Here is a 19217-nt window from a genome sequence, read left to right as displayed (position 1 = left end):
GCTTTGTATCCCTCGGTGGATCGCCAAAAAAGGGGGCGGCTTGGGTTATCGAAAGGGGCGCCTGAATAAATGATTCGTCGAGTATGATGACAAATCATACTCATGTTCGAGAGCCAATCGTCAAGCGGAGGAAAAAGCATGAAAATGGACGCGTTTGCGTTCGGCACCACATCCTGGGCGGAAGTTGAAAGGACAGCTCACCCGGGAGAAACGGGCATGGCTTATTGGCGCACACGGTTATTTGGTGAAAAGCCGAATCAAATTCGGGTGCGGATGGTGGAGTATTCCCCTGGTTACCTGGCGGATCATTGGTGCCAAAAGGGACATGTACTTTTCTGCATGGAAGGCGAACTGGAAACGACGCTCGAAGATGGGCGGAAATTTGTTTTGACTGCGGGCATGAGCTATCAGGTGGGCGACAACGCAGAGCCGCATCAGTCCCGTACCAAAACGGGTGCCAAGCTCTTTATTGTCGACTGAGCTGGGGTTGAGGCCGCTTGTTGTCGTCTCCACATCACGCGTACGCGGAAAACGCTGCTCCTGTTCTTTGGGAAAAGGGTGCGAGCTGGACGCCTATGGCGAGCAAATGGACTGGCGTCAGAGCGGGGCGGGCAAAATAAAAAGGCGCGGAGGATCCGCGCCCTTTGCTTTGCTTGTCCAACTGCTTGGTCATCATCCTTGGTCTCCCTCCCAAAAGGAAGAAGGACTTCAGACCAAGCCAGCCATCAACGACGCTTCACCCGGCGACGCGTCGCCTTCTTCGCAGCTTTCTTTGCGGATCCCGCCTTTTTCTTGGCGACAGCTCCGTCGATCAGCAGACTTTCCTTGGTCACGCCGCGCTTCTTCACTGCCGCTGCGAACCACAGTGGCTGCTTGCCGCGGCCGGTCCAGGTTTGCGAGGGATCTTCAGGGTTGCGGTACTTGGGAGCGACCACCGACCGCTTGCCGGCCTTCTTGGCGGCGCGGCCGCCGCCGCGGGTGGGATACACATCGGCCAGGGTCAGGCCGGCGTTGCTGAGCAGGGTATCGATTTTCTTGCGGATATCGTGGATCTGACTGCTTTTGGCTTCATGCATTTGTGCTTCCGCATTGGCAATGAGCGACACGAGTTCTTTCGGTGAAAGGGTTTTCAGGTCTATGGCCATGAGTGGTCCTTATAGTGTTTTATGGGTGGTCCCAACTATAAAATTAGTAAATATGAACGAATTTTGCAATCTTTTTAACTCGGAAGGTCTGCCGGTAATTTGCTTATCCATAGGCAAACCGAGGCGTCCAGTACTTTTATCGATTTAGAAAAACGCTCGAGTGTGTCATATTGAAAAGGAGAACGGGTTCTCCATTATGGGTGCTCCTTGCGCCTATAACCCAAGATAAGGCGTGCAGCAATAAAGCTTCATTTGCACGTCTAGCACGTTTCCTGGTGCTGGATTCGACCAGGTAACTACAGCTGAATTCTGAATGAAAAAGGGGGTTTTTATGTTCCGCAAGCCATTCGGTTTTGCTACGCGCACCGGCGTTGTGACTGCATTGTTCGCGGCGTTGTTGTCCGCCTCGGCTTTCGCTCAGGCGCCCGCCACCGGTCTTGGGCAATCGTGGCCCAATGCCACGGATGTCAGCGTAAGCCCGCATTACCATGTGTATGTGTTCGTCCGCGAAGGTATCCGCTATATCCAGGTCAACAATTTAAACGGCACGGTGCTTGGGGCAGTGGCCCTTGCGGACAATGTGGTGCTGGTACTGCCGGTAGGGGCAGATGCCCAATATGTGACTACGCGAACCAGCTTTGCTCAATCCGCTGCCGCGGAAGCGGTTTATAGCGATAGCAGTACGCTCGTCACTGCTAGCCCGACCAGCACCGGAGCGGTGCAGATCAATGTGGCCACTAAGCCGGTTATAACGCCTGCGATCTGCACGAATCCAGCCAACTGCAGCGGCGCCGTCAGCGGCCCCGGCGGCTAGGGAAAATTTGAACAAGTTCAGGATTTCAGTGGGCCAGGGAAGGCCCACCGCAGATCAGGCAATTAAGTGCCTCATCTGGCAACCCTAGGGGGCACTCAACGGATATACAGTTCCGGCGAGGCAGCAGGAGTCGCCGCACGCGGCTCATGGATGCGGTGGTTTGCATCGTGCAACAAGGCAGTCATGCGGTACGCATTCTCTTGGGCAAAAGTGTGCAACTCGCCGTTGTACAGGCGGGCGTAGTCGCGCATCGCGATCGCGCTAAGGCTGTTGGTGCCCAATTTGACCGCAAGGTATTGGCTTTCATGCTTCTTTTGCGCGGCCAGAATGTTTCCCGCGCGATCGGCATTGCCTTCGACACGCAGCACGGCCCAACGCTGGCCATGGGTGAGGCCGCCGCGTAGCGAGATGGTGATGGTCGACTGGGCATATTGGGCAAGCACAAATACCACCGCTTCACAGGCCAGGCGATAAATAGCCGCGTGTACGCCGGGCGATAGCTGGCTCAGGCCGCGGCCTTTCAATTCGAAGCGGTAGACGATGCCGGCTTCATCCAGTGCGCGCCCGATCGTTTCGCGCAAGGCAGCTGGCAGGCCGCGTTCGCGCCAGGCCGTCGGGTGCATGGATTCCACCAGCTGGTAGACCTGGCTCTGCGTGGTTGCCATTTGCTTGTAGTAGCTCTGGCCTTCCGTCGGCGGAATCATATGCTTGAAACGATTGAGTAGCCGCGTTTGCGTCAATTGCAAGCCGCCGGCGACCTTTTCGAGCGTCTCCGATGCCTGCCGCATGCGCAGCTCGCACAGGTACAAACCTTGTTGTGCAAGCTTCATGGCCGCCTTTGCATCGATGCGTTCCTGTTCTTCCACGGCGTTCTGCATGCTGACGCGAACGCCAAGCGCCAGCAGGCAGGTGACCGAGAATGCGATGAAGGCTTGTGCCCCGATCACATCCAGGTCGCCGATGCGCGAGTCCATGTTCAACAGAATGCAGATGATCGCCGCCGTAGTGCCGACGGTTGCGGCGCGCCAGCCATGTTTCATGGTGAGCCACGCCGCGGGGAGCAGCATCGCCATGCGTATCACCGGCTTGATGTCAGCGGGAGCATGCAGATTGAGCCAATAAAGCACGGCCAGTGACGGTAGCAGCAACACGACGGATTCTTGCAGCAGCGGGTTGCTGATCCATCCGAAGATGCGAGAGCGCCATGGCCGAGGCTTTTGCAGCTTGAGCGCCAACGCGATCGGCAGCACGCTGAGAATGCCTGCGTAGCGTCCCAGGAACAGCTGCACGGCCTGAATGCTCTGAAACTGGTAAGGATGGGGGGTTCCGGAGGGCTGCACCACGACGAGCAGCAGGAGCACCGTGACCGCCGTCCAGACCGCCGCCGACAGCGTGATGCAAATGAGCAGCGCCTTGGCCCTGATCAGGTACTTGGATGGGAACAGCCCCAGCCGGCGCTTGCACCACGCCACGATAGGCATGGCAAGCAGGATGGCGGGAATCGAATTGCCGATCTGCCAGGCCAGGCCGAAAGGTGCCTGCTCGGGCGAGGCGTAGTAGACGTCGGGACCTAGCTCGCCCAACGCGAGGGCCGGCCAATAGCGGTAGGGCAACAGCAGCAGACAACCCAGCCGCAGGCCGCTGATGATGTGCCAGACGGCGACCGAATAGGGCCTCAGCAGGGTGTAAACGATTCCGTAGACGACGAAGACCGCCAGCTGTCGCAGCCACTTGTTTTCCGCGATCGAGTTCATCATCGGCGCACCCCTGAGCTTTGGATAAGCGTGCCCCTACCGTCCGTTGTGATACGACATCCGATGGTGCAGGATAAGTAAAGCTTAGACCGTGCCATCTGCGCCGCTGCGTAGTTCCCAAGGTCGTTTTTGACGGTTCGAGGCAAGGCCGGCGCTTGCCGGCATCATAGGCGGCAGGCTGAGTTGAAACGTGAAGAGCGGGCAGGGAACCGGCCCGTCCTCCGTCGTGGCCTGGCCTGATTACCCCGCTTTCCCGGCAGTTCGCTGTAGGCCAACGGCGTATGCAAAAAGCAGGGAAAGCCGATGGAAGGCCTACGTGCCTATGAGATAATCACTAGCCCTGTAACCCACTTTGTTGCCATGACCCTCCCGAAAGACGCCTTCCGCCGCTTCCAGGAAGAACTTGCTGCCCTTGATAAGGAGATCGAACAACGTGCCCCCGCACCCAAAGAAAAAAAACAGACCGCCAAACAGGCCGCCCTCAATGCCATGGAACGGGCGAAGCAAGAATTCCTGGCGCTGAAGGCGCGTCACAATCTGACCGTGGCAGACGTAGTGTCCTTTTTCCCGGAGGAAGAAGGGATCGCCTACCTGCAGAGCCTGATTGTGCAGCAGGCCGAGGCCAAGCCTCGGCGCGGGCGGAAGCCGAAGAATGGTGGCGCCTCGAGTGCCGGCTAAAACCGCTAAAAAACGGGGACAGGCTGGCCCTCCCGGTAACAAGCTGCCCTAGCAGGGCACGATCACGACCCGCCCGGGCGTACCCTGGGCCACCGCCTCGTAGGCCTCCCGCCCCTGGGCCAGCGCATAACGATGGGCTATCACTGGCGGATCGAACTTGCCGTTGTCGAACTCCCGTGCCACGGCTTGCATAAGCCGGGCCGATTCCACGACGCCCAGCTTGGCGCTGTCGGCGCCGAGCAGCTGGGTTTCGTTGTGATAGAAGTCGATCAGGTCCAATTCCACCCGGCGCCGGCCGGTAGCGCTGATCTGCACCACCCGGCCGCGGCGCCTGGCCAAGCCCAGCGCCGTTTCGAAAGCGATCCCGCCGACACTGTCGAACACCACGTCCACCCCATTGGCGAGGCCATCAAGGCTGCGTACGCGGGCAACGGCATGCTCGTCGAACGGCACAAAGGCATGTATACGCTTTCCAGCCGGCGAGCTGGCGTCGATGGGATGCCGGTCGATGCCGATGATGCGGCAGCCCAGCGATTTGGCGATCTGGATGACCGCGCCGCCGACCCCGCCATTGGCGCCGATCACGGCGATGGTTTCGCCTTCGCGCAACTGCACGTAATCCACCACGCCCAGCCACGCCACCACGAAATTGACGCCGATGGCCGATGCCTGGGCGTGATCGAGGCCGGCCGGCTTGCGCACCAGCGCGCCGACCGGCAGTTTGATGAATTCCGCATGCGTGCCGTCGCGCACCGAGCCGATGTCGCCGCCCGTGCCCCACACTTCCACGCCGCGCCATTCCCGCGGACCTTGTTCCACCACGCCGCTGAAATCGCGGCCGGGAATACGCGGCAGTGTGGTTGCGGAAAAATGGCCGGAGACATTCTTCACGTCGCTCGGATTCACCGACGCGCCATGTATGCGCACCAGCGCGCTGTCCGCAGCCGGATCGGGCGTCGCGACATCGACGTACTGGAGCACATCGGGGGGGCCGTGACGGGTGATTCGAAGTGCCTTCATGCAGGTCTCCTTCGCTGGCGGAGGGCGAGCGGAAATCAGGCTATCTTTGCGGTCGGCGCCGGTAAGACCGTCCTAAGCTAATCTGCGCAAAATGATCAAGCTAGACAATACCTCCAGCCAAGTGGGACGAAGGTAAACCGCGGCATGCACATCATCCTGGTCGAAGACGACCTGCAACTGGGCGAAGCCATCCGGCAGGCGCTGGAACGGCTTTCCTACGCGGTGACCTGGTTGCGCGACGGGCGCGAAGCGCTGGCTGCCATGCGCGACCAGACCGCGGACCTGGTCTTGCTCGACTTGGGCCTGCCCACCAAGGACGGGCTGGACGTGCTGGCCGAGGCGCGCCGCTCGCAGGTCAATACGCCGGTGATCGTGATGACGGCGCGCGATGGCCTGGAAGCGCGCGTGCGCGGCCTCGATGCCGGCGCGGACGACTATCTGGTCAAGCCCTTCCACCTGGAGGAACTCAGCGCGCGCATCCGCTCGCTGACGCGCCGGGCGCAGGGGCTTGCTGCCAATCGCATCGACGTGGGCGTGATCAGCCTGGATATCGGCACCTGCGAGGCGGAATACCGTGGCAAGCGCGTGGAACTGACCCGGCGCGAGTTCTCCCTGTTACGCATTCTGATGGAGCGTGCCGGGCGGATCGTGCGCCGCGAGCACCTGGAAAATTCCCTGTACGGCCTGGATAACGCCGTAGGCAGCAGCGCACTGGAGGTGCAGATCCACGCCTTGCGGCGCAAGCTGAGCTTCGATGCGATCCGCACCATCCGCGGCGTGGGCTACATGATTCCCAGGGATCCGACGTGATGCGGCTGAGTCTGCGCGGCAGGCTGCGCTGGATGATCATCGCCGTGTTGGTCGCTGTGCTGTTGCCGATAGGCCTGTACAGCTATCACCGCGCCTTGAAGGAAACACGAGAGCTGCTGGATGGGCGCCTGGCCCAATCGGCACGCACGCTGGACGTACTGATTCGCCACTCCGGGCTGGATGCGTTGCGCAAGCCCGAGCAAGGTTTGCTGGTAGTGCCGATTCTTGGCCGCCAGGCCGAAGAACAGCTCATGCACACGCGCACCTACGAAGCGGAAGTGGGCTATCAGGTATTCGACATGCACAACCGCATGCGTCTTACCACCTCCAACCTGGCGCAACTGCCATTGCAGCCTACGCCTGTTTCCGGCTTCGAAACCCATTTCCTGGAGGGATTCGGCTGGCGCGTCTTCACCCTGGTCGATGACGTGAACAACGTGGTGATTCGCGTCGGCGAGCGCGACGACAGCCGGCGTGATATTACGCGCGCCCTCGGGCTGGATCTTGGTTTACCGCAATTCGTCGGCTTGCCCCTGCTGGCGTTGTTGGTGGGATGGGCAGTGCAACGCGGCTTGCGCCCGCTGGAACGTTTGCGGCAGGCCCTGGCATCGCGCGCGCCGGGCAGCCGGCAGCCGATTCGACTGAACAATGCGCCTAAGGAGTTGCAGCCCGTGGTGGATGCCCTGAACACGCAGCTGGAGCGCTTGGAAGATGCCTTGGAGCGCGAGCGCCGTTTCAGCGCGGATGTGGCGCACGAACTGCGTACGCCTCTCGCGTCCACCATGATCCACCTGGACAGCGCCATGGCCGCACCCTTGCCGCCGGACGCGCACGCTGCATTGACCAGCGCGCAATACGGCCTCGCGCGCCTGGCCAGGAAGATCGAGCAATTGTTGGCCTTGGCGCGGCTGGAAGCGGGCGCAGCGGCGGGTCAGCGCGGCCAGATCGACCTGATCGTGGTGGCGATGAACGTGATCGACGAGCTCGCCCCGCTGCTTGGCGAGAGTGGCGTAGAATTCGATTTTGCCGCGCACGACGACAGCCTGAAGGTGCATGGCTACGAAGCCGCGCTGGCCGCCTTGCTGCGCAACCTGATCGAAAACGCGATGCACCACGTGCCACTGGGCGGGCAAGTGCAGCTCATCATGCAGCGTACACAAGGCGCTACCGTGATCGAGGTGATCGACAACGGCCCGGGCATTCCACCGGAACGGCGCGCCAGCGTATTTGCGCGCTTCCATCGCGAAGCGAGCGGCGGCGATGGTTATGGGCTTGGCCTTTCCATCGTGCAGCGCGCGGCGCAATTGCACGATGCGACCATTGAATTGCTCGATGCTCCATCCGGGCGTGGGCTACGGGTGCGCGTGGCGATTCCGGACCAGGCCTCCTGAGATCTGCTTGCGGCGTAGGCTGGGTTGAAAAACCCAGCGTTGCCATGTTGCAGCTCACGCAATGCTGGCATTGTCATCCCAGCCTACGCATGATGCACGCTGCGGTTGTCCGTAAAGCCTCCATAGTCCTCGCTGATCTACGCGATAGGGAAAATCAAATTCCCAGCCTGGGCTGTTCCCACAATACTGCAAGGCGGCCACCTTCATCCCCAAGGGCTAGCCAATGTTGTTTGCGGCGTTTCGACCTCACCGTGCTTGTGCCACGGCTGCTGCTGTCCGCTGCACGCTGCAAACCCTGGTCCGATGCTCGTTTGCGATACGCGCCCATTGATGCAACGAGCTGAACTTCGGAACGAATCAGGCGTCTACAATGCGGCGGCGATTGCATGCGGTTGGGCGCAGGGATTCTCCAAATCTCTCCCCCGGATTGCACTGGTCTCCATTGACTCAACAGCCAAGCTGTGCGAGGCATCGACACCGATAGTCCCTTATTTCGACAATGGAATAATGATGAACAACATGGATATAAAATTCGAGAAAGATAAAATTCTGATCCTCGCCGCCGTGTGCCTCGCGGGCATCATTTTACCCGTGAGTTTTTCAGGCGGTGCAGTCGCTACGCCTGCCATCGGTCGCGATCTGGGTGGCAGTCCGGTTGCGCTGAACTGGATCACCAATGCCTTCATGCTCACTTTCGGCGTCTTCCAAATGGCTTCGGGTGCACTGGCTGATGAGTTCGGGCGAAAGAGGATATTTACGAGCGGCGTGGCGCTTTTTGCCGTGATCTCGTTGGCATTGGGTTTCGCCCCGTCCATTTTGATTCTGGACTTGTTACGTGCCGTGCAGGGCCTCGCTGGTGCGGCTACATTGGCCGGCGGTGCGGCATTGCTCGCCCAAGAGTTCGAGGGGCCTGCGCGCACCCGAGCGTACAGCATGCTGGGAACGGCTTTTGGCATTGGCTTGGCGTTTGGACCACTCTCGGCAGGTTTTTTGACCGAGACCTTTGGTTGGCGTTTCATTTTCGTCTCCACTGCAGTTATCGCGGTCTTGGCATTGTTGCTTGGCGCGCCCCGTATGCGCGAATCGCGTGACCCGCAAGCGGCTGGTCTGGACTGGCCAGGCACGATTGCTTTCACCGGCGCACTGAGCCTTTTTACTTTTGGCGTGGTTCAAGCCCCCGCGAGCGGTTGGACAAGCGTGTTGGTCATCGCATTGCTCGTGGGCGCCGCTGTTCTGCTCGCAGCCTTCATTGTGATCGAAACCCGGCTCGCTCGTCCGATGTTGGATGTATCGCTGTTTCGCTATCCTCGTTTCGTCGGCGTGCAGATTCTGCCGATCGCTACCTCTTGCTGCTTCGTTGTCCTACTGGTCTTGCTACCGTTGCGCTTCATCGGCATCGAGGGGCACAGTGAAATCGGCGCGGGCTTGCTGTTGTTGTCTCTGTCGACCCCCATGCTCGCGGTTCCGTCTTTGGTGGCAACGTTGACCCGCTGGGTGTCAGCGGGCATCCTCTCCGGGGTAGGCTTGCTGATCGCCGCGGCCGGCCTCGCCCTGTTAAGCCGGGTCGATATCGGCTCATCGGGTCACGCTGTGGTGATGCCGATGCTGTTGATTGGAATCGGTGCCGGCATGCCTTGGGGCCTGATGGACGGTCTATCGGTCAGCGTCGTGCCGAAGGAACGCGCTGGCATGGCGGCGGGCATCTTCAATACCATGCGGGTGGCGAGCGAAGGCGTTGCGATCGCGTTCGTCAGCGCGATCCTGGTGTTGTTGTCGCAATCGACACTCCAGGGCATGCTACCGAATGCAGACTCAGCGACATCTGCGCGCATCACGATCACGGCTGAACGCGTCGCAGCCGGTGATTTAGGACGTGCAGCTCAGCTGCTGCCGGAAATTAGCCGCGCCGTTTTAAGCCAAAGCTATGCCGATGCGTTTCGGGATTTGCTCTATATCATGATTGCCATCACGATTATCGCGGCGTTGGCCGTGTTCGCATTTCTCGGCCGTACGGCTGTCACAACTGCTATAACTACCACTACTGAATCCGATGCCGAACGGCAAATACTCCCTTGTGTGGGGAAAGCACCGTGTGTGGGGAAAGCAAATTGATGGGAAGGTGCGGTGGCGAATGGACTAAAATTCGCTACAAATCTGAACCGTGTTCATCGCCACGATCGTGACCTCCACATAGGTGTGTGGCCTTCAGCGTCGCTCGCTGGCGTCGCAGCTGCTGCGATGCCAGCTGAACTTCCGAATGAATCAGGAAGGTTTTTCAATTAATCAAGGAATACTCATGCAATCGAAATCTTATTTGACACTCGACGATGTGAAGGAAATTGCCGCAGCCGCCGAAGCTGAAGCCAAAAGTAACCATTGGGTAGTCGCCATTGCTATTGTCGATGATGGCGGTCATTTGTTGTGGTTGCAGCGTTTGGATGGCGGAGCGCCGGCTTTAGCGCATATCGCGCCCGCCAAAGCCAAAACAGCCGCTTTGGGTCGTTGCGAGACCAAGATCTACAGTGACATGATTAAAGACGGTTTTCTTTCCCTCCTGCGCGCGCCCGAGCTAGATGGCTTGCTCGAAGGTGGCGTACCTATAATGGTCCAAGGACAATGCATCGGCGCGGTGGGAGTCGCCGGCGTGGAATCGCCGGAAGATGCGCAAATTGCCAAAGCCGGTATTGCCGCATTGCGCCTCTAATCCCTCGATTGCGGAATTGGTTTTTATCCCGATCCCAGATGATGTAGTGGATTCTTTTCCGATTAGCCTCGAACCTCAGCTACACGTCGCTGTCATCCCAGCGAAAGCTGGGATCCAGCGTCTTTCAGGCACTTGAAGTCACTGGATCCCAGCTTTCGTTGGTACGGCGATCAAAAAAAGCTGGCTTTGCTGAGGTTCGGGGCTAATCAGGATTCCTTTTATGCGATGGAAAAGCTGAAATTCGAGATCACACACGATAAGCGGCAGGGCCCGATTTTCCAGACCCGCACGTTTGCCGCCCATAGCCCGGTTCCGCTTCACTGATAGCGGGAAGCCGCTTTGGCGCAGGCAGCAACGGCAGCCAGCCGGGCAGCGGATTGCGCGAGGCATCGTGACGCTGGAGCAAGCCTTGACGAATCCCGCCGCCTTGGGTTCGCGTCCCACGCTCAACCTGCGCCACTTTCCGAGGCTGGTGGCGGGGCAGTGGGACCGGCCTGCCGCGCATGAACTGGTAGAGTCCGTGATTGCATTTCATGCCATGCAGAAAATGGAACAGGCAACGGCCAGCGCTTCCCCAGCATCGCCGGTGAACCTGCGGTGTTTGTCGTGAATCGCCTGCACGAATTCCAGGCTAGGGCCAAGGCGGGCACGCCGAAGCCAGCTTCCATGACTGAGGTGGCGTCGAAGCTGACCGAAGCGCAGATACGCGCGGCCGCGGCGTTTTTGTCGGTGAAGCCGGCTAGCTGATGCATTTGGCTAGCTGATATTTCGCATCGTGCAGCGCCCCGCGGGGCCGTCCGATTACGGTACCTATGCGGTTACGGCCTTGACGTGCGGCTTGTGGACGTCGCCGCCGGTGGCCAGGACTTCCCGCACTGGCAAGCCACCTCCTTCGGCGTAGGATGAAATTCGCCGCTTTGGTAGGGAGTACGCCCCATGGATCGCCCATTCAAACGAGTAAAGAAGGCCGCCTGGCTAGGCGGCGTATGCGCCGGCCTCGCCTATGCGCTAGGTGCACCGACCTGGCTGATCCGGGCGCTGTGGCTGCTGTTGTTCCTGGGTGCAGGTATCGGCGGATTGATCTACCTGGTGCTATGGCTGGTCGTGCCGCAATGGCCGGAAGAGCCGCTCGACTACGACACCGTCACAGCCTAGGTAAGCCCGCAGCTGAGTAGGCTGGGATTGTCATCCCAGCCTACTCACCGCCTGGGTATCGCTGGCGCTCGTCTCTTGAGCTCGCTAGCCCATCAGAAGTTCTCGCGCACCAACTCCAGCACCTCCGCACCACGCCCATGCAGGATGGCTCGCGTGGAATACAGTGCCATGCCGACCACCGGCTTGAGTTCGACAAAAGGCGGCCTGACCAATTCCAGCGGGCTTACGAGGACATTGAGCAGCGCCGGTCCCGGCTGTGCCAGCCATTCCTGGACGGCCGCTTCGATCTCCGAGGCCTTGCGAACGGTCTTGCCCCACAGGCCGATGGCTTCGGCCACTTTGCCGAAGTCCGGGTTTTTCAGGCGCGTGAAGGTGTCGAGCATGCCTTCGGATTTCTGCTCGATTTCGACGAATCCCAATTTGTGGTTGTCGAAGACGACGATCTTGATCGGTACGTTCTCCTGGATCACGGTGAGCAGTTCGCCGAACAGCATGGACAGACCACCGTCGCCGCACATGGCGATCACCTGGCGTTCGGGGGCCGCCTTCTTCAGGCCCAGTGCGCTGGGAAGTGCGGTGGCCATGGTGCCGTGCAGAAGGCTGCCGAAGACCCGGCGCTTGCCGTTGGCGGTAGTGTGGCGGATCGCCCATACGATGGGTGTGCCGTCGTCGCCAGCGATTAGTGCGTCGTCGTCGGCGTAGCGATTGATCAAGGAAGTCAGGTACGAACCAGGGATAGTGTCGTCGTGCCCGGGAACCAGATGGCTATTCCACGAGGCCATGGCTTTGGCGTACCGCTGGACGTATTCCTGCAGGAACGACGCATCGTCGTTTTCTTCCAGACAGGGAAGCAGGGCGCGCAGCGTCGGCTTGATGTCGCCGACCGCACCGAAGCTGATGTGGTGGCGCCGGCCCAGATGCGTGGGATCGATATCGATCTGGACGATCTTGGCCTGGTCGGGATAGAACTGGCGCCACGCAAAATCCGCACCCAGCAAGAGTAGCGTGTCGCAATCGAGGATGGCGTTGTAGCCTGCCTCGCTGCCGAGAATACCGGTCATGCCGACGTTGAAGGGATTGTCGGCTTCCAGAAAGCTTTTGGCGCGGGAGGTGTGCGCAACGGGCGCCTTGAGCACCTCTGCTACCACCCTGATTTCCTCCAGCGCACGCTCGCAACCGGCGCCGGCGTAGATGGCGACCTTCTTGCCGGCATTGAGGATCCTGGCGATCTCGTCGATCTCCTCGCTGTTGGGAATGATCGTGGGCTTGCTGTGGTGAACCCGGTAGGGGAAATCTTCGTGCACTTCGCCGTGCGAGATATCGACCGGCACGATCAGCACGGCCACGCCTTGTTTGGTCAAGGCCGCCTGGCAGGCCATCGCCGCTTTCTTCCTGGCCTGGTCGGGGGTGAGGATCATGTCGCAAAACACCGAGCATTCCTTGAAGACGGTTTTGAAATCGACTTCCTGGATGAACTCGAAGCCCATGTCGCTCATCATCACCTGGCTGGCGATGAGCACCACTGGTGCGCGGTTGCGGTTGGCCTCATAGAGGCCATTGATGAAGTGCAGGCTGCCCGGGCCGCAACTGCCCGCGCATGCGGTCAGATTGTTGGTGAGTAGGGCTTCCGCTCCGGCGGCAAAGGCGCCGGCTTCTTCATGCCGTACGTGCACCCAGTCAATAGAACTGCGCTCCAGATTCTCCGCGAACAGGTTGAGGGTGTCGCCCACGATGCCGTAGCAACGCTTGACGCCGGCTTGTTCGAGCACCTCGACAAGGATTTCTGCAACTTTCTTGCTCATGATTTGCTCCGCAGGGATAGACAGTTGGGGGGCGTTGAAACTTCGTTGCGGCTAATGCGACGAAGGCTTCAGTCCGATGGCCAGGTCCAGCCCCGCCCGTGCAATGCCTACGTTGGCGTCGGCGTCTTCCTGGCTGGCTTCGGCCTGGGCCAGCACGGCTTCATTGCTGGTCAGATCGGTGATGCTGGCGAGGCCGTGCCGATAGGAGTCGAGCGCGGCTTGATAAGCGAGTTCGGAGGCGTGCGTGTAGGCCAGCGCTTGATTGCGGTTCTCCAGGCTGGTCTTCAGATTGTTGTAGGCCTGCACAACTTGCTGGGAAGCTGCATCCTTGGTCGCCGCCAAATCGTCTTCGGCAGCCGTCTTTTGCGAAACCGCCAGCGCAACATGGGTGGCGCGTGCGCCGCCGTCGAACAGCGGCAACTCGAACGATACGAACAACGCGTTGCCGGTTCGGTCAATGGAGGAATACGGGCTGCCATCGCTGCTGATCTTGCCGATGTTCTGAAACACCTGCGCCGAGAGACTGATCGTCGGCCGGTATGCTGCGTGCGCAGATTCGATTTTGGCGTCGGAGGCAGCCACTTTGTCCCTGGCCGCCAGGACGTCAGGGCGGGCTTGCATCGCTACGTCGATCAGCTGCCGCAGCGGTGCAAGTGTTGCCGTTGCCGAGGTCTCCGTCGGAGGGGCGAGCTGAAATTGCGATTCAGGCGGCAGCCCGATGGTGGCGACCAAGGATGCAAAGGTCGTGTTCGCGGCACCGGTGGCCTTGGTAAGCGCGAGCCGCATCGCCGCCGTCTGTCGTTGCGCTTCGGCCAACTGCACGACAGTGGCGCGGCCGTGTCGCTTCTGGTCGGCAACGGCCTGTTCGGTCAGGTGCGCGGCATCAAGGGCTTTCTGCGCGGCACGCACCTGGCCCCCGGCCGAACTTGCCTCGAAATAAGCCTCCGATACGTCGAAGACCAGTTTTTCTTGCGCGCCAAGCAAGCCCGACTGGGCAGCGGAAGCATTGTGCCTGGCCTCCTCGACTTGCCCCCTGCGGCGGCCGAAGTCGAACAGCAGCCATTTCAGTTCCAGGCTGGGAAAGACTTCGCGTGTGGAGGAAACAAAATAGCCTTTGCGCGAAACGGTGGGGGGAATCGCCAGCGGTGTGCGCTGGATGCCGCCCAGGGCTCTGATGTTGAGCTGTGGCGAGTACTGGCTCCTGGCCAACTGGACGGCCAGGCTGGCCTGTACGGCTTCCTGTTCCACTGCGCGAGTCTTGGGACTGATATCCAGGGCGATGGTCAGTAGCTCAGATAATGCATACGCGCGGTCCTCAAGCACTGGCGTGCCACCCTTGGTAGTGCTGGTCAGCTCATCGCGCGGCGGAGCGCTGGTCCATGCCGTCGACTGCGCGCTCGCCGCGCCTCCGTGCACCAGCAGCGCCAGCGCGAGACAGGGCGAAAGCCGGGTAATCCGAGGCGAATCAGACCGCGCGGGCTGCATGATCGATCTCCTCGTTGAGACGTTGCCGGGCCAGTTCGAGCAGTGTGGATGGCGTTGGGCCGACATCAACAGATCGAACCTCAGGCCGTATTCCCTTCGAAAGCGCAAGCAAGCGCTGCGACGCAAGCCGATCGGCCTCATCCGATGCAGGCGAAGCATCGTTGTCCTTGAGCCGCCGCACCACGAAGGTGGCCGATGCGAGTTGTTCGACCTGACGGGCTTCGAGAACCAGGCGATCGTACTGGCGATTGCGCGCCAGGAATTTCCATTCGAACAAGGCGCGTGCATTCAGGGTGGATGCGTCTGAGAGGGTCTTGCACACCGACGATTCCATCGACCTGGCGACGGCGTTGTCCTTGGCAAGCAGCAGTTCACCCAGCTGCTCAAGCGCCGATGCCCATTTGCCGCGCACCTGATCCACGGCACTGACCGGCCAAAGCGTGGTGAAGAAGATCGTGATCCAAAGGTTGCCGACGATGATGCCGACCACGCGATCACGCAGCACGGTCAGATCGCTGGCCGGACTGTAGCCTTGCAGCACGCCCAGGAAGAAGGCGAACGCAATCTGCATGCCGCCATAGGAAATCGTTTCGCTTCCGGTCGAAATCCAGGCGCAGAAGGCCGATACGGCGGCGACGAGCAGGCACAGCTCGCCGATATCGGTAAGCGACGGCAGGACAAAGACGATGCACAGCCCGGCGATCAGTCCTCCAATGATCGCGCCTGACAGTCGCAGGGTAAGCTTGTGAACGCTCTCCCCAACCGTCGTCAGCGAGACGAAGAAGCAAGTGGTAACCGCGGTGCGGATGCCTGGCCAGTCGAGCAGGGTGTAGGTGGCATAGGAAGCCAATACCGCGCACATCACCTTGAACGCAAAGCGCACATGCGGTCTGTAGGTGATCGCACTTGTTGCGGCGGGCTGATGCGGGGGCTGCTCCGCTACGCTGACCGTTGCCTTACCGGACGCCTCGTCGAGCAGTTGCCGGAGCGCGTCATGCAGGGCAGCCTGAGCGGGCACCGGTTGGAACGGCATCGGCTCGAATCCGTTGCCTTGAGGCTCGGTAGCGATGCCGCGGCGTTGTAAAAAAAGTTGCCGGCTGTGGTGAAGCATCGAAGCCAGCGAACGCCTTGTAGCAGGAGGAACGCTAGCTGGAAGGCATCGAGCGATCTGCAGCACTTCCAGCAGGACGGCGAACAAGCGGCGGTCTTCCTGCGCAAACGCCTTCATTGGCTTGCTCCACATGAACGCCTTGTCCATCAGCTGGCTGAGCGACAACAGCGCATCGCGCATATGCGAAGGGTTTACCGAGTAGGCGTTTTCGACATAGCCAGCGAGCCCCTGCATCAGTGTGGCTGCGCGTTTGCGCGCGAGTTCGACGGGGCTTTCACCGCCTAGCAGATTGACCAGCGCGGTCACGCCGACCGGCATTGAAACGACCACCCACAGCCACAACACCGTATGCGTCACAAGTTCGGTGCTTGGTACGTCGTCCAGCAGGGTTTGCGACAAAACCAGGATAAAACCGGCCAGAAAGGCGATCGGCCCCAGGCGGCTGGTTCGCGCCAGAAACGTTCCGCCCAGCGTGCTGACGGCCAATAGCGGAATTCTCAGGGCAGGCGAAGCAGCATCAAAGACATAGAACAGCACCGACACCGCAACCGCCAGGGTGACTGCCACCCAGCCGCCGACCGCTGTGATCAGGGTGGAAGCGACGTCTTCACCGCTGACCAGGAAGACGAGATACGCCACATAAGCCGGCAACGGTATCTTGAACAGCATGGAGATGGCGACTACCGCAGCCGTACATCCGGTGATACGGATGACCGTGCGCGCACGGGCGGCGTCGAGCGCGAGTTCGCGCCGAAACAGGGCGGTCAGCCCGTCAGGTGCGGGAATTTCAATCGGCGTCTGCATGGCTCACCCGCACGGAAGCCGTGGCGCCGATGCGCAGGAACGCTGGCAAAGGCTGATCCAGATGCACCCATACCGGAAAACGCTGCGCCACCACCACCCAGTTCAGGTTTCGGTCGACCTGTGGCAGGCCTGGTCCGGCGAGGCCTTCCGGTGCAACACCTGCGCCCAGGCTTTCCACTACGCCGTGCAGCGGCTGGCCTTCATGTCCCATCACCCAGACCGAAGCGGCATCGCCTGCGTGCAGGCCGCGGAGATCCGTCTCGCGGAAATTGGCCACCGCGTACCAGTTGTCGTCGTCGATCAGCGTAAACAGCGGATGCCCTGAGACGGCAAACGATCCCAGCGCCAGGTTGAAGCCGGTGATCTTGCCGTCCACCGAGGCGCGTAGGGTGGTTTCGCGCAGATCACGTGCCGCCAGGGCCTGGGCCGCCTGCGCACCCAGCAATTGTGCTTTGAGGCTTTCCACATCGCCGATCGCTTCCTTGGCCTGGGCTGCCTGTTGCGTGGCCGCGGCCAGCTGCGCCGCGGCAGTGTGCTCGTTCGTGCGTGCTTCATCGATTTGCTGCGTGGTGATAAAGCCCTTGGCCAGCAGCGGCTGCATGCGTTCAAGCGTGTTATGCGCCAGTGCCAATTGCTGGCGGGCGCGGTCCACTTCGCGGGCGGCGGCGAGTGCGCCTGACCCTTGCGCGTTCACTTGCCGGCCGGTGAGATCGATCTCAGCCTGCAAGGCGGCGACCTGGGCATTGGCTTGCCGCAGCTTCAGCTCGAACGGCTCGGGATCGATTTGAAGCAGCACGTCGCCTTGGTGGACGAACTGGTTGTTGCGAACGTGGATCGCCACGATTCGACCACTGACTTCCGGCGTGATGCCGGCGCTGTAGGCATAGATGTAGGCGTCGTGTGTCCGGGGGCGTTTATCCACAACAATCATCGACACTACGATGAGTACCAACGCCGAAGCGATGGAGACAAACGCAACGATACGGCCTAGTGCGGTTTTGGCTTGCATGGACATGGATCTCCGTTCAGCCCAGCCAAAGCAGCCAGATCGCCAGCGTTGCCGCCGTCCACATGCACAAGTAGACGATCACCGGCACCGGCAGCGCGGCATCCACGCCGGTTTTCATCAGCACGCCGCGCACCACGGCTACCAGCACGATGCCAAGCAGCGCGCACACCATCCAGGTCGGAAAATAGGAGCCGAGGATGTTGCGCGAGGGCGAGGAGCTACAGGCGTTCAAGGCGATCGAAACGATCGCGACGCTTGCTGCGCGGGAAGGGTGCTGTGCACGGGTCAACCAATCGGATTGCATCTGCGCTACCTTCTTGTAGTCCATTCCACGGAGGCAGCCGTCAAGCCGCTTCCACCCGTTTGCAGCTGCTGGTCAGCGACTTTCGCCAGGCTCCTGGCGCGACGCCCATCTTTTGCGTAAACACGCGGCTGAAATGGCTTTGGTCGGAAAAGCCGGCATGGAAGGCGATGTCGGCCAGCGAGGCGTCGGGACCTTCCATCAGCTCCAGAGCCCGATCGATACGACGCGATAGCAGCCATTGATGCGGCGACATGCCGGTGCTCTTCTTGAAGCCGCGCGCCAGCGCGCCCGCCGAAAGGCCGCAGGCTTCGGCCAGTTCGCTGATCGAAATGCCTTCGAAGATCCGCTCGCGCATCATCTGCGTGACCAACCGCTGCTGCCATGGCGCCAGCGCGCCTCGGACTATGTCCGGACGAATCGAAAGCCCGCCATAAGTGGCTGCCATGTAGGCGCACAGCCCTTGCAGAAGATGATCCACCAGTGCCTGGTTCGCGGCGGCGGCTTGCTTGAATATCGGCAGCAGAGTCTGGCCGATACTGCTGACGATGGCATCACGGAAGCACTCGCTGGGCTGGATGGCCAGATCGACGATGCTGTTCCTTCCCAGCTCCTCGCGGGCTTCGACTAGGGCCGGACGCGGCATGTAGAAGTAAAGCGAGTGCAGCGGATCACCGATGTAGGCAATCGGATCGCGGCGCAGGTCCAGGACGTAGGCCGTGCCACCCTCATACGAGCTCGAGCATACGGAGCGGCCGTCACACCACAGCTCATGCGTGCTCTGCTTGCGCAGGTTGAGGCAGACCAGATACGCATCGTCGCTGCCCATCGGGGAAGTCATGCCGTAACCGGATTGGTCGATCCGCAATTCCGTCACGGCAAGCCGTGCTCCACGCCGGGTCCGGCTGTGAAGAACGGGGGGATTGTTCAAATGAAACGAACGGCCAAGCCGATCGCCGAATGCACCGTGATACATGCGCCTCTCCCAACCGATGATCGTCAAGCGTTCCAAAGTGGAGCGCTGTCCCGAAGTGGAAAGTTACGCGCGTACGTCCTTGGCCGATGCCTACGTCAGGGTACACTTGCTGACGCAAAGGGATACATCGAAGCACCCGAAAGGGTAGATGGCCCCTTATGACTGCTTCGTTGCATAGTGTCCGTCTTGGTTGACCGACAACAGCGCATCGAACATGCGCGCTCACTGGGTTTCTGCACGCTGATTTGCCTTAAGGCA

20 protein-coding genes are annotated in these 19217 nt (G+C 60.6%); 10 read left to right on the top strand and 10 right to left on the bottom strand.

The genetic code is table 11. The features are described 5' to 3' along the window. Nucleotides 1-138 precede the first annotated feature (138 nt). Nucleotides 139-480: a DHCW motif cupin fold protein gene (locus tag EKH80_RS17615; protein ID WP_126686093.1), complete on the top strand. Its 342-nt coding sequence runs from the start codon at nucleotides 139-141 to the stop codon at nucleotides 478-480. A gap of 245 nt (nucleotides 481-725) precedes the next feature. On the opposite strand, the gene EKH80_RS17610 is transcribed toward EKH80_RS17615, so the two are convergent. Then, a complete protein-coding gene (locus EKH80_RS17610; protein ID WP_126686092.1) occupies nucleotides 726-1145 on the bottom strand; it encodes an H-NS histone family protein in 420 nt (139 codons plus the stop codon). A gap of 331 nt (nucleotides 1146-1476) precedes the next feature. Here EKH80_RS17610 and EKH80_RS17605 point away from each other — a divergent pair, with 331 nt between their 5' ends. Beyond that, complete coding sequence (locus EKH80_RS17605) at nucleotides 1477-1959, top strand: hypothetical protein (RefSeq protein ID WP_196240405.1); 483 nt, start codon at nucleotides 1477-1479, stop codon at nucleotides 1957-1959. A 95-nt stretch (nucleotides 1960-2054) separates the two neighbouring features. On the opposite strand, the gene EKH80_RS17600 is transcribed toward EKH80_RS17605, so the two are convergent. Beyond that, the gene (locus EKH80_RS17600) at nucleotides 2055-3716 is read right to left on the bottom strand and encodes an MASE1 domain-containing protein (protein ID WP_126686091.1); all 1662 of its coding nucleotides are present in this window, start codon (nucleotides 3714-3716) and stop codon (nucleotides 2055-2057) included. Nucleotides 3717-4016: 300 nt separating this feature from the next. Here EKH80_RS17600 and EKH80_RS17595 point away from each other — a divergent pair, with 300 nt between their 5' ends. Then, on the top strand, nucleotides 4017-4391 hold the full coding sequence (locus EKH80_RS17595) for a 2-hydroxyacyl-CoA dehydratase (RefSeq protein ID WP_329955491.1): 375 nt from the start codon (nucleotides 4017-4019) through the stop codon (nucleotides 4389-4391). 48 nt (nucleotides 4392-4439) lie between these two features. On the opposite strand, the gene EKH80_RS17590 is transcribed toward EKH80_RS17595, so the two are convergent. Next, complete coding sequence (locus tag EKH80_RS17590) at nucleotides 4440-5411, bottom strand: quinone oxidoreductase family protein (protein WP_126686090.1); 972 nt, start codon at nucleotides 5409-5411, stop codon at nucleotides 4440-4442. Between the two features lie 144 nt (nucleotides 5412-5555). Between EKH80_RS17590 and EKH80_RS17585 the strand changes: the two genes are divergently transcribed. From EKH80_RS17585 to EKH80_RS17570, 4 genes are all read left to right on the top strand, one after another. After that, entirely contained in the window at nucleotides 5556-6221 is a 666-nt protein-coding gene (locus tag EKH80_RS17585) for a response regulator (protein WP_126686089.1), read from the top strand. Further along, complete coding sequence (locus EKH80_RS17580; protein WP_126686116.1) at nucleotides 6221-7612, top strand: ATP-binding protein; 1392 nt, start codon at nucleotides 6221-6223, stop codon at nucleotides 7610-7612. Before EKH80_RS17585 ends, EKH80_RS17580 begins: the two co-directional genes overlap by 1 nt. A 510-nt stretch (nucleotides 7613-8122) precedes the next feature. Then, nucleotides 8123-9724, top strand: a complete 1602-nt coding sequence (locus tag EKH80_RS17575; protein ID WP_196240404.1) for an MFS transporter — start codon at nucleotides 8123-8125, stop codon at nucleotides 9722-9724. 145 nt (nucleotides 9725-9869) lie between these two features. After that, on the top strand, nucleotides 9870-10316 hold the full coding sequence (locus EKH80_RS17570) for a GlcG/HbpS family heme-binding protein (protein ID WP_230473775.1): 447 nt from the start codon (nucleotides 9870-9872) through the stop codon (nucleotides 10314-10316). A 138-nt stretch (nucleotides 10317-10454) separates the two neighbouring features. Here EKH80_RS17570 and EKH80_RS23865 read toward each other — a convergent pair whose 3' ends face one another. After that, a complete protein-coding gene (locus EKH80_RS23865) occupies nucleotides 10455-10619 on the bottom strand; it encodes a hypothetical protein (RefSeq protein WP_158628874.1) in 165 nt (54 codons plus the stop codon). An 88-nt stretch (nucleotides 10620-10707) separates the two neighbouring features. Between EKH80_RS23865 and EKH80_RS17565 the strand changes: the two genes are divergently transcribed. The 3 genes from EKH80_RS17565 to EKH80_RS17555 all read left to right on the top strand — a co-directional run bounded on the left by EKH80_RS17565 (nucleotide 10708) and on the right by EKH80_RS17555 (nucleotide 11471). Beyond that, nucleotides 10708-10926, top strand: a complete 219-nt coding sequence (locus EKH80_RS17565; RefSeq protein ID WP_126686088.1) for a hypothetical protein — start codon at nucleotides 10708-10710, stop codon at nucleotides 10924-10926. Beyond that, nucleotides 10845-11063: a c-type cytochrome gene (locus EKH80_RS17560; protein WP_126686087.1), complete on the top strand. Its 219-nt coding sequence runs from the start codon at nucleotides 10845-10847 to the stop codon at nucleotides 11061-11063. The genes EKH80_RS17565 and EKH80_RS17560 overlap by 82 nt, the downstream gene beginning before the upstream one ends. A 189-nt stretch (nucleotides 11064-11252) precedes the next feature. Further along, a complete protein-coding gene (locus tag EKH80_RS17555) occupies nucleotides 11253-11471 on the top strand; it encodes a PspC domain-containing protein (protein ID WP_126686086.1) in 219 nt (72 codons plus the stop codon). 92 nt (nucleotides 11472-11563) lie between these two features. On the opposite strand, the gene EKH80_RS17550 is transcribed toward EKH80_RS17555, so the two are convergent. From EKH80_RS17550 to EKH80_RS17525, 6 genes are read right to left on the bottom strand one after another with little or no spacing between them, the layout of a single operon-like run. Continuing rightward, nucleotides 11564-13273, bottom strand: coding sequence for a thiamine pyrophosphate-dependent enzyme (locus EKH80_RS17550; RefSeq protein ID WP_126686085.1), 1710 nt, complete (start codon nucleotides 13271-13273; stop codon nucleotides 11564-11566). 51 nt (nucleotides 13274-13324) lie between these two features. Beyond that, nucleotides 13325-14758 (bottom strand): TolC family protein, encoded by a 1434-nt coding sequence (locus EKH80_RS17545; RefSeq protein ID WP_158628873.1) that lies wholly within the window; start codon nucleotides 14756-14758, stop codon nucleotides 13325-13327. Continuing rightward, the gene (locus EKH80_RS17540; RefSeq protein ID WP_126686083.1) at nucleotides 14739-16673 is read right to left on the bottom strand and encodes an FUSC family protein; all 1935 of its coding nucleotides are present in this window, start codon (nucleotides 16671-16673) and stop codon (nucleotides 14739-14741) included. Before EKH80_RS17540 ends, EKH80_RS17545 begins: the two co-directional genes overlap by 20 nt. After that, entirely contained in the window at nucleotides 16657-17682 is a 1026-nt protein-coding gene (locus tag EKH80_RS17535) for an HlyD family efflux transporter periplasmic adaptor subunit (RefSeq protein ID WP_126686082.1), read from the bottom strand. Before EKH80_RS17535 ends, EKH80_RS17540 begins: the two co-directional genes overlap by 17 nt. Nucleotides 17683-17698: 16 nt before the next feature. Continuing rightward, the gene (locus EKH80_RS17530) at nucleotides 17699-17986 is read right to left on the bottom strand and encodes a YtcA family lipoprotein (protein ID WP_126686113.1); all 288 of its coding nucleotides are present in this window, start codon (nucleotides 17984-17986) and stop codon (nucleotides 17699-17701) included. Nucleotides 17987-18026: 40 nt separating this feature from the next. Next, nucleotides 18027-18959: a helix-turn-helix domain-containing protein gene (locus EKH80_RS17525; protein ID WP_126686081.1), complete on the bottom strand. Its 933-nt coding sequence runs from the start codon at nucleotides 18957-18959 to the stop codon at nucleotides 18027-18029. Nucleotides 18960-19217 lie beyond the last annotated feature (258 nt).

Origin of the sequence: Dyella choica (assembly GCF_003977665.1) — a bacterium.
GTDB classification, from domain to species: Bacteria; Pseudomonadota; Gammaproteobacteria; order Xanthomonadales; family Rhodanobacteraceae; genus Dyella_B; species Dyella_B choica.
The sequence above is the reverse complement of the archived record's forward strand: the minus strand, read 5'-3'. Positions and strand labels throughout refer to the sequence as shown.

Bases quoted from the DNA above. Each gene is read 5' to 3' on its own strand.
- EKH80_RS23865 (WP_158628874.1), bottom strand. From the start codon at position 10,619: ATGGGCGGCAAACGTGCGGGTCTGGAAAATCGGGCCCTGCCGCTTATC.
- EKH80_RS17550 (WP_126686085.1), bottom strand. From the start codon at position 13,273: ATGAGCAAGAAAGTTGCAGAAATCCTTGTCGAGGTGCTCGAACAAGCC.
- EKH80_RS17570 (WP_230473775.1), top strand. From the start codon at position 9,870: ATGAATCAGGAAGGTTTTTCAATTAATCAAGGAATACTCATGCAATCG.
- EKH80_RS17555 (WP_126686086.1), top strand. From the start codon at position 11,253: ATGGATCGCCCATTCAAACGAGTAAAGAAGGCCGCCTGGCTAGGCGGC.
- EKH80_RS17575 (WP_196240404.1), top strand. From the start codon at position 8,123: ATGAACAACATGGATATAAAATTCGAGAAAGATAAAATTCTGATCCTC.
- EKH80_RS17595 (WP_329955491.1), top strand. From the start codon at position 4,017: ATGGAAGGCCTACGTGCCTATGAGATAATCACTAGCCCTGTAACCCAC.
- EKH80_RS17590 (WP_126686090.1), bottom strand. From the start codon at position 5,411: ATGAAGGCACTTCGAATCACCCGTCACGGCCCCCCCGATGTGCTCCAG.
- EKH80_RS17545 (WP_158628873.1), bottom strand. From the start codon at position 14,758: ATGCAGCCCGCGCGGTCTGATTCGCCTCGGATTACCCGGCTTTCGCCC.
- EKH80_RS17585 (WP_126686089.1), top strand. From the start codon at position 5,556: ATGCACATCATCCTGGTCGAAGACGACCTGCAACTGGGCGAAGCCATC.
- EKH80_RS17615 (WP_126686093.1), top strand. From the start codon at position 139: ATGAAAATGGACGCGTTTGCGTTCGGCACCACATCCTGGGCGGAAGTT.
- EKH80_RS17530 (WP_126686113.1), bottom strand. From the start codon at position 17,986: ATGCAATCCGATTGGTTGACCCGTGCACAGCACCCTTCCCGCGCAGCA.
- EKH80_RS17540 (WP_126686083.1), bottom strand. From the start codon at position 16,673: ATGCAGACGCCGATTGAAATTCCCGCACCTGACGGGCTGACCGCCCTG.
- EKH80_RS17605 (WP_196240405.1), top strand. From the start codon at position 1,477: ATGTTCCGCAAGCCATTCGGTTTTGCTACGCGCACCGGCGTTGTGACT.
- EKH80_RS17525 (WP_126686081.1), bottom strand. From the start codon at position 18,959: ATGTATCACGGTGCATTCGGCGATCGGCTTGGCCGTTCGTTTCATTTG.
- EKH80_RS17535 (WP_126686082.1), bottom strand. From the start codon at position 17,682: ATGCAAGCCAAAACCGCACTAGGCCGTATCGTTGCGTTTGTCTCCATC.
- EKH80_RS17580 (WP_126686116.1), top strand. From the start codon at position 6,221: ATGCGGCTGAGTCTGCGCGGCAGGCTGCGCTGGATGATCATCGCCGTG.
- EKH80_RS17600 (WP_126686091.1), bottom strand. From the start codon at position 3,716: ATGATGAACTCGATCGCGGAAAACAAGTGGCTGCGACAGCTGGCGGTC.
- EKH80_RS17610 (WP_126686092.1), bottom strand. From the start codon at position 1,145: ATGGCCATAGACCTGAAAACCCTTTCACCGAAAGAACTCGTGTCGCTC.